The sequence below is a fragment of the Burkholderia sp. Bp9090 genome, from assembly GCF_003857985.1.
GTDB lineage: Bacteria > Pseudomonadota > Gammaproteobacteria > Burkholderiales > Burkholderiaceae > Burkholderia.
Window position 1 is genome coordinate 112,960 of sequence record NZ_QTPV01000001.1, and the last position, 15,340, is coordinate 128,299.

13 protein-coding genes are annotated in these 15,340 nt (G+C 68.1%); 5 read left to right on the forward strand and 8 right to left on the reverse strand.

Annotated elements, in window-relative coordinates; all coding sequences use genetic code 11:
- Window positions 1-15: 15 nt before the first annotated feature.
- The 6 genes from DIE16_RS00490 to DIE16_RS00515 form a co-directional block, all read right to left on the reverse strand.
- The gene (locus tag DIE16_RS00490; protein ID WP_124891593.1) at window positions 16-2,490 is read right to left on the reverse strand and encodes a glycosyl hydrolase 2 galactose-binding domain-containing protein; all 2,475 of its coding nucleotides are present in this window, start codon (window positions 2,488-2,490) and stop codon (window positions 16-18) included.
- Window positions 2,487-3,542, reverse strand: a complete 1,056-nt coding sequence (locus DIE16_RS00495; protein WP_124484966.1) for a DUF1839 family protein — start codon at window positions 3,540-3,542, stop codon at window positions 2,487-2,489. Before DIE16_RS00495 ends, DIE16_RS00490 begins: the two co-directional genes overlap by 4 nt.
- Window positions 3,539-4,510, reverse strand: coding sequence for an amino acid--[acyl-carrier-protein] ligase (locus DIE16_RS00500; RefSeq protein WP_124891594.1), 972 nt, complete (start codon window positions 4,508-4,510; stop codon window positions 3,539-3,541). The genes DIE16_RS00495 and DIE16_RS00500 overlap by 4 nt, the downstream gene beginning before the upstream one ends.
- A complete protein-coding gene (locus tag DIE16_RS00505; protein ID WP_124484964.1) occupies window positions 4,507-5,703 on the reverse strand; it encodes an acyl-CoA dehydrogenase family protein in 1,197 nt (398 codons plus the stop codon). Before DIE16_RS00505 ends, DIE16_RS00500 begins: the two co-directional genes overlap by 4 nt.
- Complete coding sequence (locus tag DIE16_RS00510; protein WP_044842951.1) at window positions 5,700-5,951, reverse strand: acyl carrier protein; 252 nt, start codon at window positions 5,949-5,951, stop codon at window positions 5,700-5,702. The genes DIE16_RS00505 and DIE16_RS00510 overlap by 4 nt, the downstream gene beginning before the upstream one ends.
- 168 nt (window positions 5,952-6,119) lie before the next feature.
- Entirely contained in the window at window positions 6,120-6,902 is a 783-nt protein-coding gene (locus DIE16_RS00515; RefSeq protein ID WP_185500280.1) for a Crp/Fnr family transcriptional regulator, read from the reverse strand.
- Window positions 6,903-7,806: 904 nt separating this feature from the next.
- Between DIE16_RS00515 and DIE16_RS00520 the strand changes: the two genes are divergently transcribed.
- Window positions 7,807-8,589, forward strand: coding sequence for a Crp/Fnr family transcriptional regulator (locus tag DIE16_RS00520; protein WP_124484962.1), 783 nt, complete (start codon window positions 7,807-7,809; stop codon window positions 8,587-8,589).
- 32 nt (window positions 8,590-8,621) lie between these two features.
- Window positions 8,622-10,013: an undecaprenyl-phosphate glucose phosphotransferase gene (locus DIE16_RS00525; protein WP_185640813.1), complete on the forward strand. Its 1,392-nt coding sequence runs from the start codon at window positions 8,622-8,624 to the stop codon at window positions 10,011-10,013.
- Window positions 10,014-10,086: 73 nt separating this feature from the next.
- On the opposite strand, the gene DIE16_RS36470 is transcribed toward DIE16_RS00525, so the two are convergent.
- Complete coding sequence (locus DIE16_RS36470) at window positions 10,087-10,260, reverse strand: hypothetical protein (protein WP_185702575.1); 174 nt, start codon at window positions 10,258-10,260, stop codon at window positions 10,087-10,089.
- A gap of 342 nt (window positions 10,261-10,602) precedes the next feature.
- Between DIE16_RS36470 and DIE16_RS00530 the strand changes: the two genes are divergently transcribed.
- Both DIE16_RS00530 and polX read left to right on the forward strand, forming a co-directional pair.
- Window positions 10,603-10,995, forward strand: a complete 393-nt coding sequence (locus tag DIE16_RS00530) for a TraR/DksA C4-type zinc finger protein (RefSeq protein WP_124484959.1) — start codon at window positions 10,603-10,605, stop codon at window positions 10,993-10,995.
- A gap of 167 nt (window positions 10,996-11,162) precedes the next feature.
- Entirely contained in the window at window positions 11,163-12,956 is a 1,794-nt protein-coding gene (polX, locus tag DIE16_RS00535) for a DNA polymerase/3'-5' exonuclease PolX (RefSeq protein ID WP_124891595.1), read from the forward strand.
- 33 nt (window positions 12,957-12,989) lie between these two features.
- Here the strand turns inward: polX and ald are convergent, their stop codons facing one another.
- Window positions 12,990-14,105 (reverse strand): alanine dehydrogenase, encoded by a 1,116-nt coding sequence (ald, locus tag DIE16_RS00540; RefSeq protein WP_124665812.1) that lies wholly within the window; start codon window positions 14,103-14,105, stop codon window positions 12,990-12,992.
- A 350-nt stretch (window positions 14,106-14,455) separates the two neighbouring features.
- On the opposite strand from ald, the gene DIE16_RS00545 reads away from it, so the two are divergent.
- On the forward strand, window positions 14,456-14,872 hold the full coding sequence (locus tag DIE16_RS00545) for a DUF3995 domain-containing protein (RefSeq protein ID WP_124891596.1): 417 nt from the start codon (window positions 14,456-14,458) through the stop codon (window positions 14,870-14,872).
- Window positions 14,873-15,340: the final 468 nt, after the last annotated feature.

The following is a 15,340-nucleotide window of genomic DNA, read 5'->3' on the forward strand; positions in this document are numbered from 1 at the left end:
CCGCGCCCGCTCGCGTCAGCCGGTCAACGCCGCCCGCACGGTTCGCGCGGCGTTGACCGCGCGGATTTCGACGGTCGGTGGCGCGCCGGAGGCAGCATGGCCGCCGGTGTTCGCGAGCGGCACGAGCGCGACACGCGCCGGCGTGCCGGGCGCGAGATCGAACCAGTCGTCGCGCGGCACGAAGCCCGGTGCATCGATCTGCACGTGACGTGCGACGTGGCGCGTGCCGATGTCGACGTGCCACGTGTCGCCGGTGCGCGACACGCATGCCTCGATGCCGGGTTCGCGACGGGCGAACACGGCCGGGTGCGTGCGGGACGGGAAGTAGAACGCCTGCGACAGCAGCGTGCCGTCGTCGGCGCGCAGTGTCGCGACGACGGTATCGTGCTCGCACGGGCCGAAGCGATACGCGTAGGTCCAGTCGAAGAAGCGGCCGAGCAATTCGGCCGAATCGAGCCGCACCGTGTCGTGCGCGGCGATCCGGACCGGAGCGCCGGCACGCGCGAGCGGCGTGCGGCCGTCGCGCAGCGCGACCAGCTCGACGGCCGCCGACAGCGGCGCCGGCCGCTCGTTGATCACGTGCACGTCGAGCCCGTTCAGCCCTTCGTCGACGAGCAGGACCTGCACGGGCTGAAGTACCTGGCGCAGCGCATACCACGCCGATTTCGGCCGATGCGCCGCATCGAGCAAGCCCCATCCGGCGCCCGCCATCACATCCTGGAACTGCCAGACGAGCGCACCCGCGCAGCGTGAGCCGGTGCGCCGCCACTCCGAGAACGTGTCCCGCATCAGTTCCGCGATCACCGCGCGCGATAGCTCGAAGTAGCGCGACGGATCCTCGCGCCGCAGGCGGTCGGGCGCCACGTCGTACAACGTCTGCAGATAATGATCGCGAATATCGTCGAAATCCCACGACGTGCCGGGGTCGCGCGGCACGGCCGCTTTCCACCGCGGCTCGTGCACGCCCGGCCAGCCGAGGCTGGCGAGCATCGCATCGCACGGCACGTTCGCGAACGCGAGGCATTCGCTCGCGAAGCGCACGTCGGCGCGACGCGCGTCGTCGAGCGGGCGAAGGTACGCGCCGACACCGTAATAGTGCGACACGCGCTCGCGCGGCATGAACGGCAGCACGCCGCCGTCGGGCGAGTCGGGGACGTACAGCGCGTCGGGCCGCCGTGCCGCCGCGTGGTCGGCGAGGCGCTCGGCGGTCAGTTCGAGGAAGCGCTGCTTCGGCCCGAGACCCGACATCGCGCCCTGCTGCGCAATCTCGCTGCCGCCGCACAGCACCGCGAGCGACGGCGACGCGCGTACACGCGTGAGGAACTGCTCGGCTTCGCGACCGACGGCGTCCGCGAAGGCGCGATCGTCGAGCGCATAGTCGAAGTTCGCGAACATGAAGTCCTGCCAGACGAGCAGTCCGAGCCGGTCGCACCACGCATGGAATGCGTCGGCCTCGTAGGTCATCGTGCCGCCGACGCGGATCATGTTGAAGCCGGCGTCGCGCGCGTATCCGAGCAGCCGGCCATAGGTCGCGTCGTCCGCGTGCAGCGCGAGCGGTGCGGCGCTGCTCCAGCATGCGCCGCGCGCGAACACGCGCACGCCGTTGACGCGCAACCCGAACCCCTTGCCGTCGTCGCCCGCGTCCGGCTCGATCGTGCGAAAGCCCGTCGCGCCGAGCGGCCGCCGTTCGGCACCGATGTGCAATGCGACGTCGTAAAGCACCGGTTCGCCATGCGTGTGCGGCCACCAGCGGCGCACGTTCGGCACCGCGACGGTCGCATGGAGCCGGTCGGCGCCGCGGCGTTCGAGCGTCGCCTGGTGCTCGCCGCACGACAGCCGGGCCGCAAACGCCTCGGGCAGCGGCCCGGCGAATGTGAGTGCCGCATCGAGCCAGCCGGTATCGCCGTCGATGCGGGCGTGCAGGTCGCAATGAACGAGAACGGGACCGTCGGCAGGGTCCAGCACGTCGACGGGCCGCCACGGACCGGTCGGCACGCAGCGCGGAAACCAGCCGGGCATGTGCCCGAGCAGCGACGTGCGAACGGTGCGCAACGTCGCCGGTTCGGCGAGCCGCGTGCGCCAGCGTGCGCGGCGCGGTGCGCGCACATCGCGCAGGTGCGGCGCGAGGGCGCGGAAGCAGACGGTCAACCGGTGCGTGCCGTCGAGCGACGCGGGCACGTCGTGCGCGACGAACATGCTGTCCGAGCGCAGGATCGGCGTGTCGTCGAGCCATGCCTCGGCGAGCGTCGCGAGGCCGTGAAAGCGCAGCACGCGCGGCCCGTGCCCGTGCAGTTCGACGCGATACCAGTGGTCGCGCTCGTCGAGCGACGCGGTATCGTCGGCCCGGCCGGCCAGCGCGAGCGCCTGCGCGACCGTGCCGGGGACGGGGGCGGCGATCCAGCCGTCGGCCGGAAGATCGAGCGGCCCGCGCGCGGCACCCGCGGGCGTGGCGAGCAGCGACCACGCGAGCGCGGCATGCGCGCGCGTCACCGCACCAACGGCACGGCGGCCGCGTCGACGCGCACGGGCGCCGCGTGCTGCAGCGGCGGGGCGATCTGCCGCGCGCAGTCGATCAGGTCGGCGTAAGCCGCTTCGATCGCTTCGAGCGTCGCGTCGCCGCGCTCTTCCTTGCCGCGCGCGCACGCCCGCGCCAGCCGGAACTCCAGCACCATCGCCTCGGACGCGATGCGGTCGCAGGCGGTACGAATCTCGGCGAACGGCCCGACGCAGCCGCTCGCCTGCAGCCAGCGCGCGTAATGGCCGAACAGTTCGAAGTTCGCGCCGAGTTGCCGCACCGAATTGAACGAGTACGCGTGGAAGCGTTCGAGCGGGGAATCGGCGAGCGATTTCGCATCGAGCTGCAGCTGGCGCCGGAACGCCGTGACCGGATTGACGACCGGCAGCCGGCGCAGATGCCGCTGCAGCGACGCGAGCGAGACCTCGCACAGCGCGCGCTCGTCGAGCGGTGCGAAACGCCGCTTCGCGCACTCGACGTACGGCGGCAGCGGCATCGGCGAACAGCCGCCGACGAGCCCGTTGTAGTCGAAGTCCTCGGCCACGTAATAGCCGCTGTTGTGGAAGTAGCCGATCTGGCGGCGCGTGCGATCGATCGAGTCGATGCCGATCGTCGTCTTCGTATGCTGCGTACGGTAGCTGCTGCCGCGCGTGTCCGGCAGGAACCACGCGTCGACCTCGACGATCATCAGGTGACCGCGCGCGACCTGCGTCTCGATGTGCTGGTCGAGCGGCTCGTAGATCGAGTGTTCCTGCACGACGATGCCGTACAGCCGCTCCAGTTCGTCGTGCGGAAACTTGAAGAACGTGAACTGGTCGCCCTCGAAGTCGAGCGCGATCGTAAACGGCAGCGCCGCGTACGGGTTGAGGCCCCACCAGCGGAGCACCTCGAGCCACATGTCGACATAGCAGTTGGTCTGTTTCCAGACCATCTCCTGACTGTGCAGCGGGTGCGGCCGATAGTGGCGTGCGCGGTGGCGCACGTCCTCGAACGACGCGTCCTCGCCGTCGCGGGACACGAATTTCATCGCGTACCCCACAGCACGTCGCGAACGTCGGCCGGCCATGCGTCGAGGTCGAAACCGTGATGACGGAACAGCGCGAGCGTCAGCCGCTCGAGGCCGAAGCCGACGCAGCCCGTATGCGCGACGTCGCCCGTCGCGGTGCGGATGTCCCACAGCAGCCCGAAGTGATCCATGTGGTAGTTGAAGCTCAGGCACGCGGTCTGGCGGTCGTCGTGCTCGATCGGGATCAGCAGCTCGAACTTCAGGTTCTGCTCGCGCTGGCTGTTCGCGACGATCTTGCCGCCGCGCCCGAAGAACGGATCGTTCGCGAGATCGATCGCGTTCGGCAGTTGCAGCGCCTCGATCATCCGTGTGCCGCGCTCCATCCACGTCGCGCGGAACGCGACGATCTGCTCGGGCGTGCCGATGCGTATGTATTCGCGCATCCGGAACAGCTGCATGCGGGTCGGGTCGAGCGACGGCTCGTGGCGGAAGCAATACGAGAACACGTCGACGATGCGGCCGTCGTCGGGCAGCGCACCGGCGCGCGCGACGACCGGATAGACCGGATAGCAGGCGGCCGGCGTCATCACGACGTAGGTCGGCTTCTGGCTTTCGGTCCAGTCCTCGCCGCGGTCGAGACACTGCAGCACGCGCTGGTGCCGCTGTTCGTCGCCGCAGAACGCATGCACGCTGCCCGCGAGTTGCGGGAAGCTCTTCATGTATTCGCTGCGCTCGAATTCGGTGCGGCTCATCGCCGGCGGGAAGCGCAGCACTTCGGCCTGCTGGTCGGCGCCGAGGCGCGTGACGAAGGCGTCGAGCGCTTCGACGACGCGCTCGAACCGCTCGCTGCGGCCGAACAGGCCCTGGATGCCGGTCGACACGAGCAGGCCCGCATCGATCAGCTCGTCGCGCAGCGGATTGACGCCCGCGCGGTCGAGGGGCGCGTCGGACGGGGTGGCGGCGGAAGGCACGGAGAGGCGATCGTTCACGAATGTTTCTCCAGCGTCGCGGGACGCAGTGCGAGCAGCAGGCTCGAGGTATTGGCGGCAATGCGGTCGTTGCTGATCATCAGCGGCGCCGCGTGCAGGTCGCGCAGGTGGCGGCCGATGCTGAACGGCGTGCCGTGCTTGTAGCCGGCCATCCCGCAGATCATCATCGCCTGCTGGGCGACTTCGAGCGCGGTCGACGACACATAGGTCTTCAGCGTGTTGATCTCGGCGGCCCAGGCCATGCCGGCCGACCACGAGCGGGGCGACGCGCTGGCATAGAGGCGCAGCACGCTGTCGACGCGGGCCTGCATCGCCTGCATCAGCGCAAGCGATTCGGCGATGCGCCGCGACGCGGGCGACGGCGCACCGTCGGTCTGGCGCGCCTGCGTGCGGAAGAACTGGTGCGCGCGATGGAACGCGTCGCCGGCCACGCCGATCCACACCGCCGCCCACAGGATGTGCGAAACCGGCACCATCGTCTGTTCGGCGATCTGCGCGAACGGCACGGGCAGGCACTGCACGGTCGTGCCCTGTGCATCGAGCACGAAGCCGTTGCTGCACGTGCCGCGCATGCCGAGCGTGTCCCATTCGCCGCGGCGCGTGAGCGTATAGCCGTCGCGCAGCACCGTGACGAGCACCTGCTCGGACGCCGGCGCGTCGGCGTCGCGCCGCGCGGTCGCGAGGATGCCGTCCGCGTAGTCGCCGTACGAGATCGTCGGCGCGGATTTGTGCAGCCGGAATTCACCGCCGTTGGCCTCGAGCGCGCACTGGCTCGCGCGCAGGTTGCCGCCGACGCCGTCCTCCGACGTCGCCGACGCGAGCAGCCACTGATGGCGCACGAGCTGTTGCAGGAACAGCTTGTGCCAGCCCTGGTCGGCCGCGTGATTGACGATGCAGGCCACCTGGATCTGGTGCATCGCGAACACCATCGCCGACGACGCGCAGGCCTGGCCGAGGATCGAGCATGCCGATGCGACGTCGGCCAGCGACGCGCCGGCGCCGCCGAGCCGGGTCGGGACCATTGCGCTCAGCAGGCGGCGCGCACGCATGGCCTCGATCGCCTCGACAGGGCAGCGCGCGTCCCGGTCGACCGCATCCGCGTGCTGGGCGGCGATTTGCGCGACGGCGTGCGCGGCCTCGTCGAGCCGGCGTGGTTCGTCGTCGGCCGCGAGTTCGGGAAGCAGCGCGCTCATGCGGAATGCTCGGCGCGTTGCAGGGTCGCGATGGTGTCCGCGAGCGCGTCGACGCTGCGGAACAGATTGCGGTTCAGCATCTCGTCGGGAATCTCGATGTTGAACTGCTTCTCGATCGCGAGCATCAGCTGGATCGTATCGAGCGAGGAGAGGCCCGCTTCGTAGAGGTCATCCCCGTCACCGATCGAGTCGATCGCGGCTTCGAGGTGGGCGACGTGCTTGAGGATGGTTCTGATTTCGTTTTTCACGTGCTGCTCCGGCGTGTGAGGTGTCGTCCGCAAGGGCGGACGCGCGCAGCGCGCTGACATCCCCCCGGCAGTCCGGCATCAGTAGACCATTCGCACGCCCGGCGTTCTGTTCGCCACCCTACAATCGGCTGACTCGGGTCGCACGCGTGCGCCGACACGCCGTCCGCATCACGCGCGTGCCGCGGCGCTCACGCCCGAGTCGGCCGACAGGATGCGCTTCATCTCGTCACGCACGATCGCGCGGCAGCCGCACGACATTTTCTCGAGGCCCGCAAGGTCGGCAAGCTCGATCGAGCTCCGGTACTGACGGATCAGGCCGAGTTTCTGGATCTCCCCGGCCGCATCCGTGACCGTCTCGCGCCGCACGCCGAGCATCTGCGCGAGCATGCTGTGGGTGATCTGGATCTCGATGCTGCGCGACCGGTCGTACGCGAGCAGGAACCATCTGCATAACTGATGTTTGAGCACGTGATGTCGGCTGCAGAACGTGATCTGCGAGACCTGGGCCATCAGCAGCCGCACGCAGACGAACACCAGATGGCGAATCACCGGCGACGCGTCGAACGCGGCGGCGAAGATGCGCCGGTCGAGCCGGTAGACGAAGCCGTCGCGGCATGCGACGGCACGGCACGGCATCCGGCCGCTGCCGCCGATCACGTCGTCGCAGACGACGCTCTCGCTGCCGATCTCGGCCACTTCCAGCGTCATGCCGCCGGACGACACGTACTGCAGCGAAATCGCCGTCGTGACGGGCAGGTAGACCGCGGTGAGCATTTCACCCGGTTCGCACAGCACCTGGCCCGATTTCAGGTGAACGAGTTGGAGGTTGGCAATCAGCGTCGCGCGTTCGTCGCGGTCGAGGGCCGCGAGGAACCGGTTGGCGTCGAAGCTGTGGGAAAGCTCGATCATGCCGCTCGCATGGGCGACGGCGTCATTGGCCTGGTGGGTCACGGCGGATCCTCGTAGGGAGCGATCGCACATCGCGCGACGCCATCCACGGGGATTTAGCACGCACGTGCGGATTCGTGTTCATAGAAATTCGAATGCCGATGGCGGAAAAGGCTAGCACGCAATTCAATTCGATAAATTGCGTATTACGTCACTTCACAATGTTTGACGATTTGGGGTAAATGAAAAGGTTATAGGTATTTGAAGATCGTCTTCGTATGAATTAATTGCACTGGAGGGTGAATCGCGAATTCGGTGCTGATCGAGAATCAATCCGGCAACGAAGTGCATCGTACAAGAAAAATATCTAGAATGCATTGAACATTATTTGACAATTTAGATTCTCGGGTATGATTTATTAATTGAATCAGGGTGTTGCGTGAGATATGTGCGTTTGATTACAGTGTTGTAAATTAATCCGGCGATTCATATTTGAGACAGTTTCAAACGACCATTCGAGCGTGCGGCACGCGACTCTGGCCCGTTTGAGACATCATGGAAACAATTGAAAACCGGGTGTAAGTTATTGAACGATAAGACTCTCGCGCCGCTGCCGGTTCCACTGCCGGCCCCGCGCTCAATGATCAGTCGAATTGCCGGCTGCGTCCACGACGCAAGCGGGTGTCCGGAAATGAGACGTTTTTTGCGGTTTTCGACCGGCTATTCGGGGGCACTAAATCGCAAGTCATTTATATATTAAGGATGGAGCGGGTATTGGCACGTAAATCGCTTATCGAAACGGGCGTGTCGAAACGGGACTGCCGATTCGATCCAGCGGCGAGACGCTGTGGGTCGATTGGATCGAGGGTTGTGGGCCGCAACCCGCGTCGCCGTCCGGGCGCGCATCGCGATAACGAATTCCGCTGACGCGGCTGCATGCGGCGCGGACGATAAAAGGGATACAGACATGCTTCATCTTCACTCGAGCTACTCGGCGAATGCCATCCTCGATGCCCTTCCGGAGGACAGCATCCGTGCCATCGCACCGCACCTCGAACTGGTCCGGATCAAGGCCGGCATGCTCGACCGTGTCGGGGAACCGATGCGCCACCTGCATTTCCCGACCACCGCCATGATGTCGGTGCAGCACCTGATGGAGGACGGAGCGATGGTCGAGGTCGCCGTGGTCGGCCGCGAAGGTGTGGTCGGCCTGGCGACGCTCGTCGGCGGCACCGCGGTATCGAATCGCGTCGAAGTCCGTATCGGCGGGATGGCCTACCGCGTGCCGACCTGCGTGATGCGCTCGGAATTCGAACGTTCGCCGGCGACGTATCGGCTGCTGCTGAACTACTGCCAGGCGACGATGGCGCAGATTTCGCGCAGCGCGTTGTGCAACCGGCATCACTCGGTCAGCGAGCAGTTGAGCCGCTGGCTGCTGCTCGCGCATGACCGGATCGACGGCGACGAACTGGCCGTCACGCAGCAGACGATCGCGAACATGCTCGGCGTGCGTCGCGAAGGCGTGACGGAAGCGGCCGGCAACCTGCAGGAAGCCGGGCTGATCCGTCAGCGTCGCGGCCGCATCACCGTGCTCGATCGCGACGGTCTCGAGCGCCAGGCATGCGAGTGCTACGAGCTGATTCGCGCGGACTATCGCCGGCTGCTCGGCACGCGGGCCGGCGCGCGTGCGTTGCCGGTGCGGCCGCGCATGCAGGACCTGCACGGCGGTTTCCCCGCGCACGGTGTGTGACGATGCATGCGATGGCGGGTGGAACGAATGCGATGCGACGCGCCGCGATCGCCGCGGTCGATGTTGCGCTGGTGCTGGCAGGTGCGCTCGCCGCGCAGGCTGCGATGGGGCTCGCGTGGCACGATCTGTCGGACGCGCAGCGCGGCACGGTCGCATTGCTGTGCGTGCTGACCGTCGCGCTGTTGCCGCGCAGCGTGCGCGTGACGCGCGGCGCGGCGTCGCCGCACGACGGCGGTGCCGTGCTGACGCGCACGGTGGTGGCCGTCGTGTGCGTGGGCACGCTGACGGTGGCCGGCACGATGTGGATCATGAACCGCGGCGGCACGGTCACGACGCGCTGGATCGCGCGGACGGTGCTGTCCGGCGACGCGGCACTGCTGCTCGGCAGGCTGGCACTCTGCGCGCTGGCGATGAAGCGTGGCGATCCGCGCACGCGGCAGCGGCGGGTTGCGGTCGTCGGGGCGACCGCTTACGGACGGGTGGCGATCGAGCGCATGCAGCTCGAACCGGCCGGGCCGTTCGCGGCTGCCTGCGTGTTCGACGACGATGCACCGGCCGCGGCCACGACTGACGGGATCGGCGGCGTGCCGGTGATCGACGACTGGGGCGCGTTGCGGCGCATGATCCGCGGCGGCGAGATCGACGAAGTGTGGCTCACGCTGCCGATGTCGCACGAGTCACGCATCCAGCGCATCGTGCGCGAACTGCGCGACGAGTTCGTCGAGCTGCGGCTGTTGCCGGACGTGCGGCAGATGGCGGTCGTCGAGCGATCTGCGACCGATGTGCTCGGCATGCCGGCCATCAACCTCGCGACCACGCCGCGTTCCGCGCCGGAACTGTGGGCGAAGTTCGCGTTCGACCGGCTGTTCGCCGGCGCCGTGCTGATTCCGCTGCTGCCGCTGCTCGCGGCGCTGGCGATCGCGGTGAAGCTGTCGTCGCCGGGGCCCGTCTTGTTCAGGCAGCGCCGCAAGGGCGCCGACGGGCGCGAGTTCCATATCCTCAAGTTCAGGACGATGCGCGTGCATCGCGTACAGCCCGGTATCGTGCGACAGGCCTCGCGCAACGATGCGCGCATCACGCCGGTCGGCGCGTTCCTGCGACGCACGTCGCTCGACGAGTTGCCGCAGTTCTTCAACGTGCTGTTCGGCCAGATGTCGGTGGTCGGCCCGCGTCCGCACGCGATCGAACACGACGACTTCTACCGGCAACTGATCGACTGCTACATGTATCGCTATCGCGTCCGGCCGGGAATCACGGGATGGGCGCAGGTGAACGGCTATCGCGGCGAGACACGCAAGGTCGAGGCGATGGCCGCGCGCGTGAAGTTCGACCTGTTCTACATGCAGAACTGGAGCTTCTGGTTCGACATGAAGATCATCCTGATGACGGTCGTGCGCGGCTTCGTCGGGCGCAACGCATTTTGATGAAGAGGATTGCGAAGTATCGAGCGTCGACTCGTGCTTCCGGCCTCGATACGACGCGTCCCGCAACCGCGCTTCAGCTGTCCGCCGGCGGCTGAGCGGCTGCCGGCAACGCAGCGGGCGAGACGGCGGGGCTGGCGTCGGGCGCGGCTTGCGCGCTCGACGGCTGGATGGCGTGCTGGATCGTCGGCACGACCATCGTCGGGAACAGGGCCGCAAGGGCCACCCAGATGACGACGCCGAACAACATGACGTTCTCCCGGAAAGCCGCGGATTCGCCGCGCATGCTCTCAATCTACGACGCAACTTTTTACAGGGGATTGATCGACCTCAACGGCGGCTGCGTCAGACGAATGCTGCTCCGCGGGGTTTTCGCATCGGTCCCCGGTTTCTGATGCGCGATGCGGGCGCTGACGCCGGTCAACACATGCGTGTGCATTGGGTTTATGCTGCGTCGAATGCGTCCCGCACTTCATGTGGCCGGACGCGCATCCGGGCACGACGAGCCGGGCATCCCGGGCCGCCGTGCACCGGCGCGACAACCGCGCGCCGCATGCCTCATTGCGCGGAACCCGGAAAAGGAGGGACGGCGATGGCGCTCGATCGAGAACAACGGCAGAAGCTGCAGCGACGGCTGACCGAGAGCGAGCAGGCGTTGCGTGCGGAGATCCGGGCGAGCGAGGACCAGCGCGCGTCGGAGTCCTATGCGGAGCTTGCCGGCGCGGCGCCGGACGAGGGCGACGAGGCCAATGCCGATCTGTTCGTCGACATGGATCACGCGCTGATCGGGATGAAGCTGGCCGAGTTGCGCGCGATCGGGCGCGCGCAGCAGCGCATGCGCGACGGCAGCTACGGCGAGTGCATCGATTGCGATGCGCCGGTCGGCTACGAGCGACTGCTCGCGCGCCCGACCGCCGAGCGTTGCACGCATTGCCAGTCGATATACGAGCGGCGCTACGCGACGACACCGCGCGCATCGCTGTGACGTCGGTGCAGGGGCCACGCAAGCAGCGAGCCCCGCGCGGCACGACACGGGCAATCGGCGCAGGATGACCAACGGGCACCCGCCGCCGTCGACATGCGGCGCCGGGCGGGCCGACGCCGGCACGCCGGCGCACGGCGCCATCCACGTGGAAGGGAGCCACGCCGATCATGCCGATCCACAATGCCGAGTGCGCGGCCGTCTTCACGGAAATCGCTGACATGCTCGAGATCCAGGGCGCCAACCCGTTCCGGGTGCGTGCCTACCGCAACGCGGCCCGTACGATCGCCGACTACGGGCGCGACATTCCGGCGATGATCGCGAGCGGCAGCGATCTCGGCCGGATTCCATCGATCGGCGCCGATCTCGCGGCGAAGCTGCGCGAGATCGCCGCGACCGGTACCTGCGAACTGCAGAAAACGCTGCGCCATGCGTTGCCGGGCGCGATCGTCGAACTGCTCGACGTGCCGGGGCTCGGCGCGAAACGCGTCAAGGCGCTGCATGACGCACTGCACGTCGACTCGCTCGAGCAGCTGCGCGTCGAAGCGAAGAGCGGGCACGTGCGCGCGCTGCCGGGTTTCGGCGCGAAGACCGAAGCGCACCTGCTCGACGCGCTCGACGAGCGCCTGAAGCGCGAGCCGCAGCGCTTTCTGCTGCCGGATGCCGCGCAATCGCTGATGCCGTTGCTCGAGCGCTTGCGCAAGGTGGGCGGCGTCGGCGAAGCGGTGCCGGCCGGCAGCTTTCGCCGCTGCCGCGAGACGGTCGGTGATCTCGACATCCTCGTGACCGCACGCGATCCGGCCGCCGTGGCCGATGCGTTCGTCGGCTATGGCGAGGTCGCACGCGTGCTCGCGAACGGCAAGACGCGTTCGAGCGTCGTGCTCGGCAACGGGCTGCAGGTCGACCTGCGCGTCGTCGACGCCGACGCGTTCGGCGCGGCGCTCGTCTACTTCACGGGATCGAAAGCGCACAACATCGCGCTGCGCCGGATCGCGCAGGCCGGCGGGCTGAAGATCAACGAATACGGCGTATTCCGCGGCGACGAGCGGATCGCGGGCGCGACGGAGGCATCCGTCTACGAGGCGATCGGCCTTCACTGGGTGCCGCCCGAGTTGCGCGAGGGCCGCGGCGAGATCGACGCGTCGCGCGTCGGCGCGCTGCCGGCGCTGGTCGAACGCAAGCACGTTCATGGCGATCTGCATGCGCATACCGACGTGTCGGCAGGGCGCGACAGCCTGCGCGCGATGGCGGACGCGGCGCGTGCGCGCGGGCTCGCGTATCTGGCCGTCACCGATCGCATGCCGGAGTCCGGCGGCGGCCGTACCGATGCCGACTGGCTCGTACGGCAGATCGACGAGATCGACCGCCTCAATGCGTCATTCGACGACTTCGTGCTGCTGAAGGGCGTCGAGGCGGGCATTCGCGAGGACGGCAGCCTCGATGTGGCCGACGACGTGCTCGGCCGGCTCGATCTCGTGGTCGGCGCGGTACGTGACCGCTTCGACCTGCCGGGCGACGCGCAGACCGAGCGGATGCTGCGCGCGATCGATCACCCGTATTTCACGATCCTCGCGCATCCGACCGGCCGGCTGCTCGGCGAACGCGACGCATGCGAACTCGACGTGCCGAGCGTGCTCGCCGCGGCCGCCGCGCGCCACTGCTTCGTCGAACTCGACGGCGACCCGCGGCGGCTCGATCTGCCGGACGTCTGGTGCCGCGAGGCCGCCAAGGCCGGCGTCGCGGTGGCGATCGGCTCGGACGCGCGGTGCGCGGACGATCTGGACAATCTTGGATACGGTATCGGCCAGGCGCGGCGCGGGTGGCTCACGCGACAGGACGTGCTCAACACGCGCACGCTCGCGCAACTGCGGCCGCTGCTGGCGCGCACGATGGGTGCTAGTGGTGCGAGTGGCACAACCGGCACAAGCATCGCGTCGAAGCGCGGCCGCCCGAAGCGCGCGTGACGGCGCACGTGCGCGCCGTCACGCATGCCGAAGTCAGGCCAGCACGTCTTCCGCCGGTACGTACGGCAGCCCGAGCGCCAGCGCGACGGCCTCGTACGTGATGTGGCCGTCGCACACGTTCAGGCCCGCGCGCAGATGCGGGTCGTCGGCCATCGCGCGTTTCCAGCCCTTGTCGGCGAGCGCGAGCGCATGGCCGAGCGTCGCGTTGTTCAGCGCGAACGTCGACGTGCGCGCGACCGCGCCAGGCATGTTCGCGACGCAGTAATGCACGACGCCGTCGACGACGAAGGTCGGCTGCGCATGCGTCGTTGCATGCGAGGTCTCGAAGCAGCCGCCCTGGTCGATCGCGACGTCGACGACGACGGCGCCCGTGCGCATCGTCGCGATCATGTCGCGCGTGACGAGCCGCGGCGCCGACGCGCCCGGCACGAGCACCGCGCCGATCACGACGTCGGCGTCGCGCACGGCTTCGTCGATCGTATGCGCGTTCGAGCAGACGGTCGCGATCCGGTTCGCGAAGACCAGATCGAGCTGGCGCAACCGGCCCACGTTCGTGTCGAGCACGGTGACGCGCGCGCCGAGGCCGACCGCCATCTGCAGCGCACCGGTGCCCACCACGCCCGCGCCGAGCACCACGACGTGCGCGGCCGGCACGCCGGGCACGCCGGCCATCAGCACCCCGCGGCCGCCGCGCGGGCTTTCGAGGTGCGTCGCCGCGACTTGGATCGACATGCGGCCCGCGACCTCGCTCATCGGCGCGAGCAGCGGCAGTCCGCCGCCCGGGCCCGTCACGGTTTCGTACGCGATGCAGACCGCGCCGGACTTCACGAGCGCGGCCGCCTGCTCGGGATCGGGCGCGAGATGCAGATACGTATAAAGAATCTGTCCGCGCCGCAGCATCGCGCACTCGGCCGCCTGCGGCTCCTTGACCTTGATGATCATGTCGGCGCGCGCGAAGAGATCGCGCGGGTCGTCGCACAGTGCGGCGCCGGCGGCCGTGTAGTCGTCGTCGAGCAGACCGATTGCCGTGCCCGCGCCGCGCTGCACGAGCACGCGATGGCCGTGTCGCGTGAGCTCACGTGCGCCGGCCGGCGTGAGGCCGACGCGGTATTCGTGATTCTTGATCTCCTTCGGCACACCGATCAGCATGAGTTGTCTCCATGGGTATTCGTCATGGTTGTCGTGCCCGGGCGCGCCGCGATCGTCCGATCGTGCGTGCCGGCGAACGGCACGTGTGCGACGGTTGCGCATGCACGGTTCGCGTGCCGTACTGGAATAAGAGGGTAGCGGTGCCCGGAGGGAAGTCAAGCGGCGGCCCGATGCGACGGCGCGTGCACTGCACCGCAACACGCGGCATGGCGTATTGCGACCGGACGTCGCACTGCATGCGGCACGCGGTTTGGGTATCGTCTCGTGTGGCGCGGAGCGGGGCCGCGCGCCGGATTCCTTCCGGCTGGATCACGACACGACGACACGATGAGACAAGGAAGCTTACCGACATGACGGGCGCGTATTTCAGCGTGCCGACGCTTTGTGCGATCGCACTCGTTCACGTCTATTGGGCGTTCGGCGGACAGCTCGGCAAGCGTGCGGCCATTCCGGAACAGGACGGCGTACCGCTGCTGCGGCCGACCGTGCCCGGCACGCTCGCCGTCGCGGCGGCGTTGCTGGCCGGCGCAAGCGCGGTGGCGTCGCGCGCGGGCTGGCTGTGGCAGAACCTGTATCCCGGCGCGATCACGTTCGCGATCGTTGCGCTCGCACTGATCTTCGCGGTGCGCGCCGTCGGCGATTTCCGCTACGTCGGCTTCTTCAAGCGGGTTCGCGGGTCGCGTTTCGCGCGCATGGACAGCCTCTGTTACTCGCCGCTGTGTTTGGCACTTTCGTTGTCGATCGCGTCGATGCTGTGGCCGTGGTGAGCACTGCGGCGAGCGGGACGGCCGTTTTGCCGCGAGCCAAGCGGTAACGCGCGTCGCGGGCGCCGCATCGGAAAGCACCGAGCGGCGCGGGCACGGCAACCCTGAAAAACGACGGACGCCGGTCGGGCGACGCCCGCGCGTGCGTCCGGCCCTGCGATCGACGCCGCGGCCGCGCCACGGCTCTTGCGTATTCCGGAAAACGATTTCCTCATTATTGCGATTTTCGATGTAATGAATTGCACCGAACCCTTTGGAAATGGAACCGGTTCCATCTATAATTCGCGGCATTTGTCGCCGGGCCCGAATTGAGGGTCGTGCACGTTGCGCTTGCCGTCGGCCGGCGCGGTGTCTAAGTTGAATAGGCCATGGCGATGAGGGGCAGATGCGGGCGGCAAGCCCGTATTTGTCCGACGATAAGACCCGCGAAGAGGTCGACCCCGCGCGGCTGCCGGAACCGGCGCGCCGCGC

Excerpts from the sequence above, each read along its gene's own strand:
- DIE16_RS00495 (WP_124484966.1), bottom strand. The coding sequence starts at position 3,542 with ATGAAATTCGTGTCCCGCGACGGCGAGGACGCGTCGTTCGAGGACGTG.
- DIE16_RS00505 (WP_124484964.1), bottom strand. The coding sequence starts at position 5,703 with ATGAGCGCGCTGCTTCCCGAACTCGCGGCCGACGACGAACCACGCCGG.
- DIE16_RS00520 (WP_124484962.1), top strand. The coding sequence starts at position 7,807 with ATGCTTCATCTTCACTCGAGCTACTCGGCGAATGCCATCCTCGATGCC.
- DIE16_RS00525 (WP_185640813.1), top strand. The coding sequence starts at position 8,622 with ATGCGACGCGCCGCGATCGCCGCGGTCGATGTTGCGCTGGTGCTGGCA.
- DIE16_RS36470 (WP_185702575.1), bottom strand. The coding sequence starts at position 10,260 with ATGTTGTTCGGCGTCGTCATCTGGGTGGCCCTTGCGGCCCTGTTCCCG.
- DIE16_RS00530 (WP_124484959.1), top strand. The coding sequence starts at position 10,603 with ATGGCGCTCGATCGAGAACAACGGCAGAAGCTGCAGCGACGGCTGACC.
- polX (WP_124891595.1), top strand. The coding sequence starts at position 11,163 with ATGCCGATCCACAATGCCGAGTGCGCGGCCGTCTTCACGGAAATCGCT.
- ald (WP_124665812.1), bottom strand. The coding sequence starts at position 14,105 with ATGCTGATCGGTGTGCCGAAGGAGATCAAGAATCACGAATACCGCGTC.
- DIE16_RS00545 (WP_124891596.1), top strand. The coding sequence starts at position 14,456 with ATGACGGGCGCGTATTTCAGCGTGCCGACGCTTTGTGCGATCGCACTC.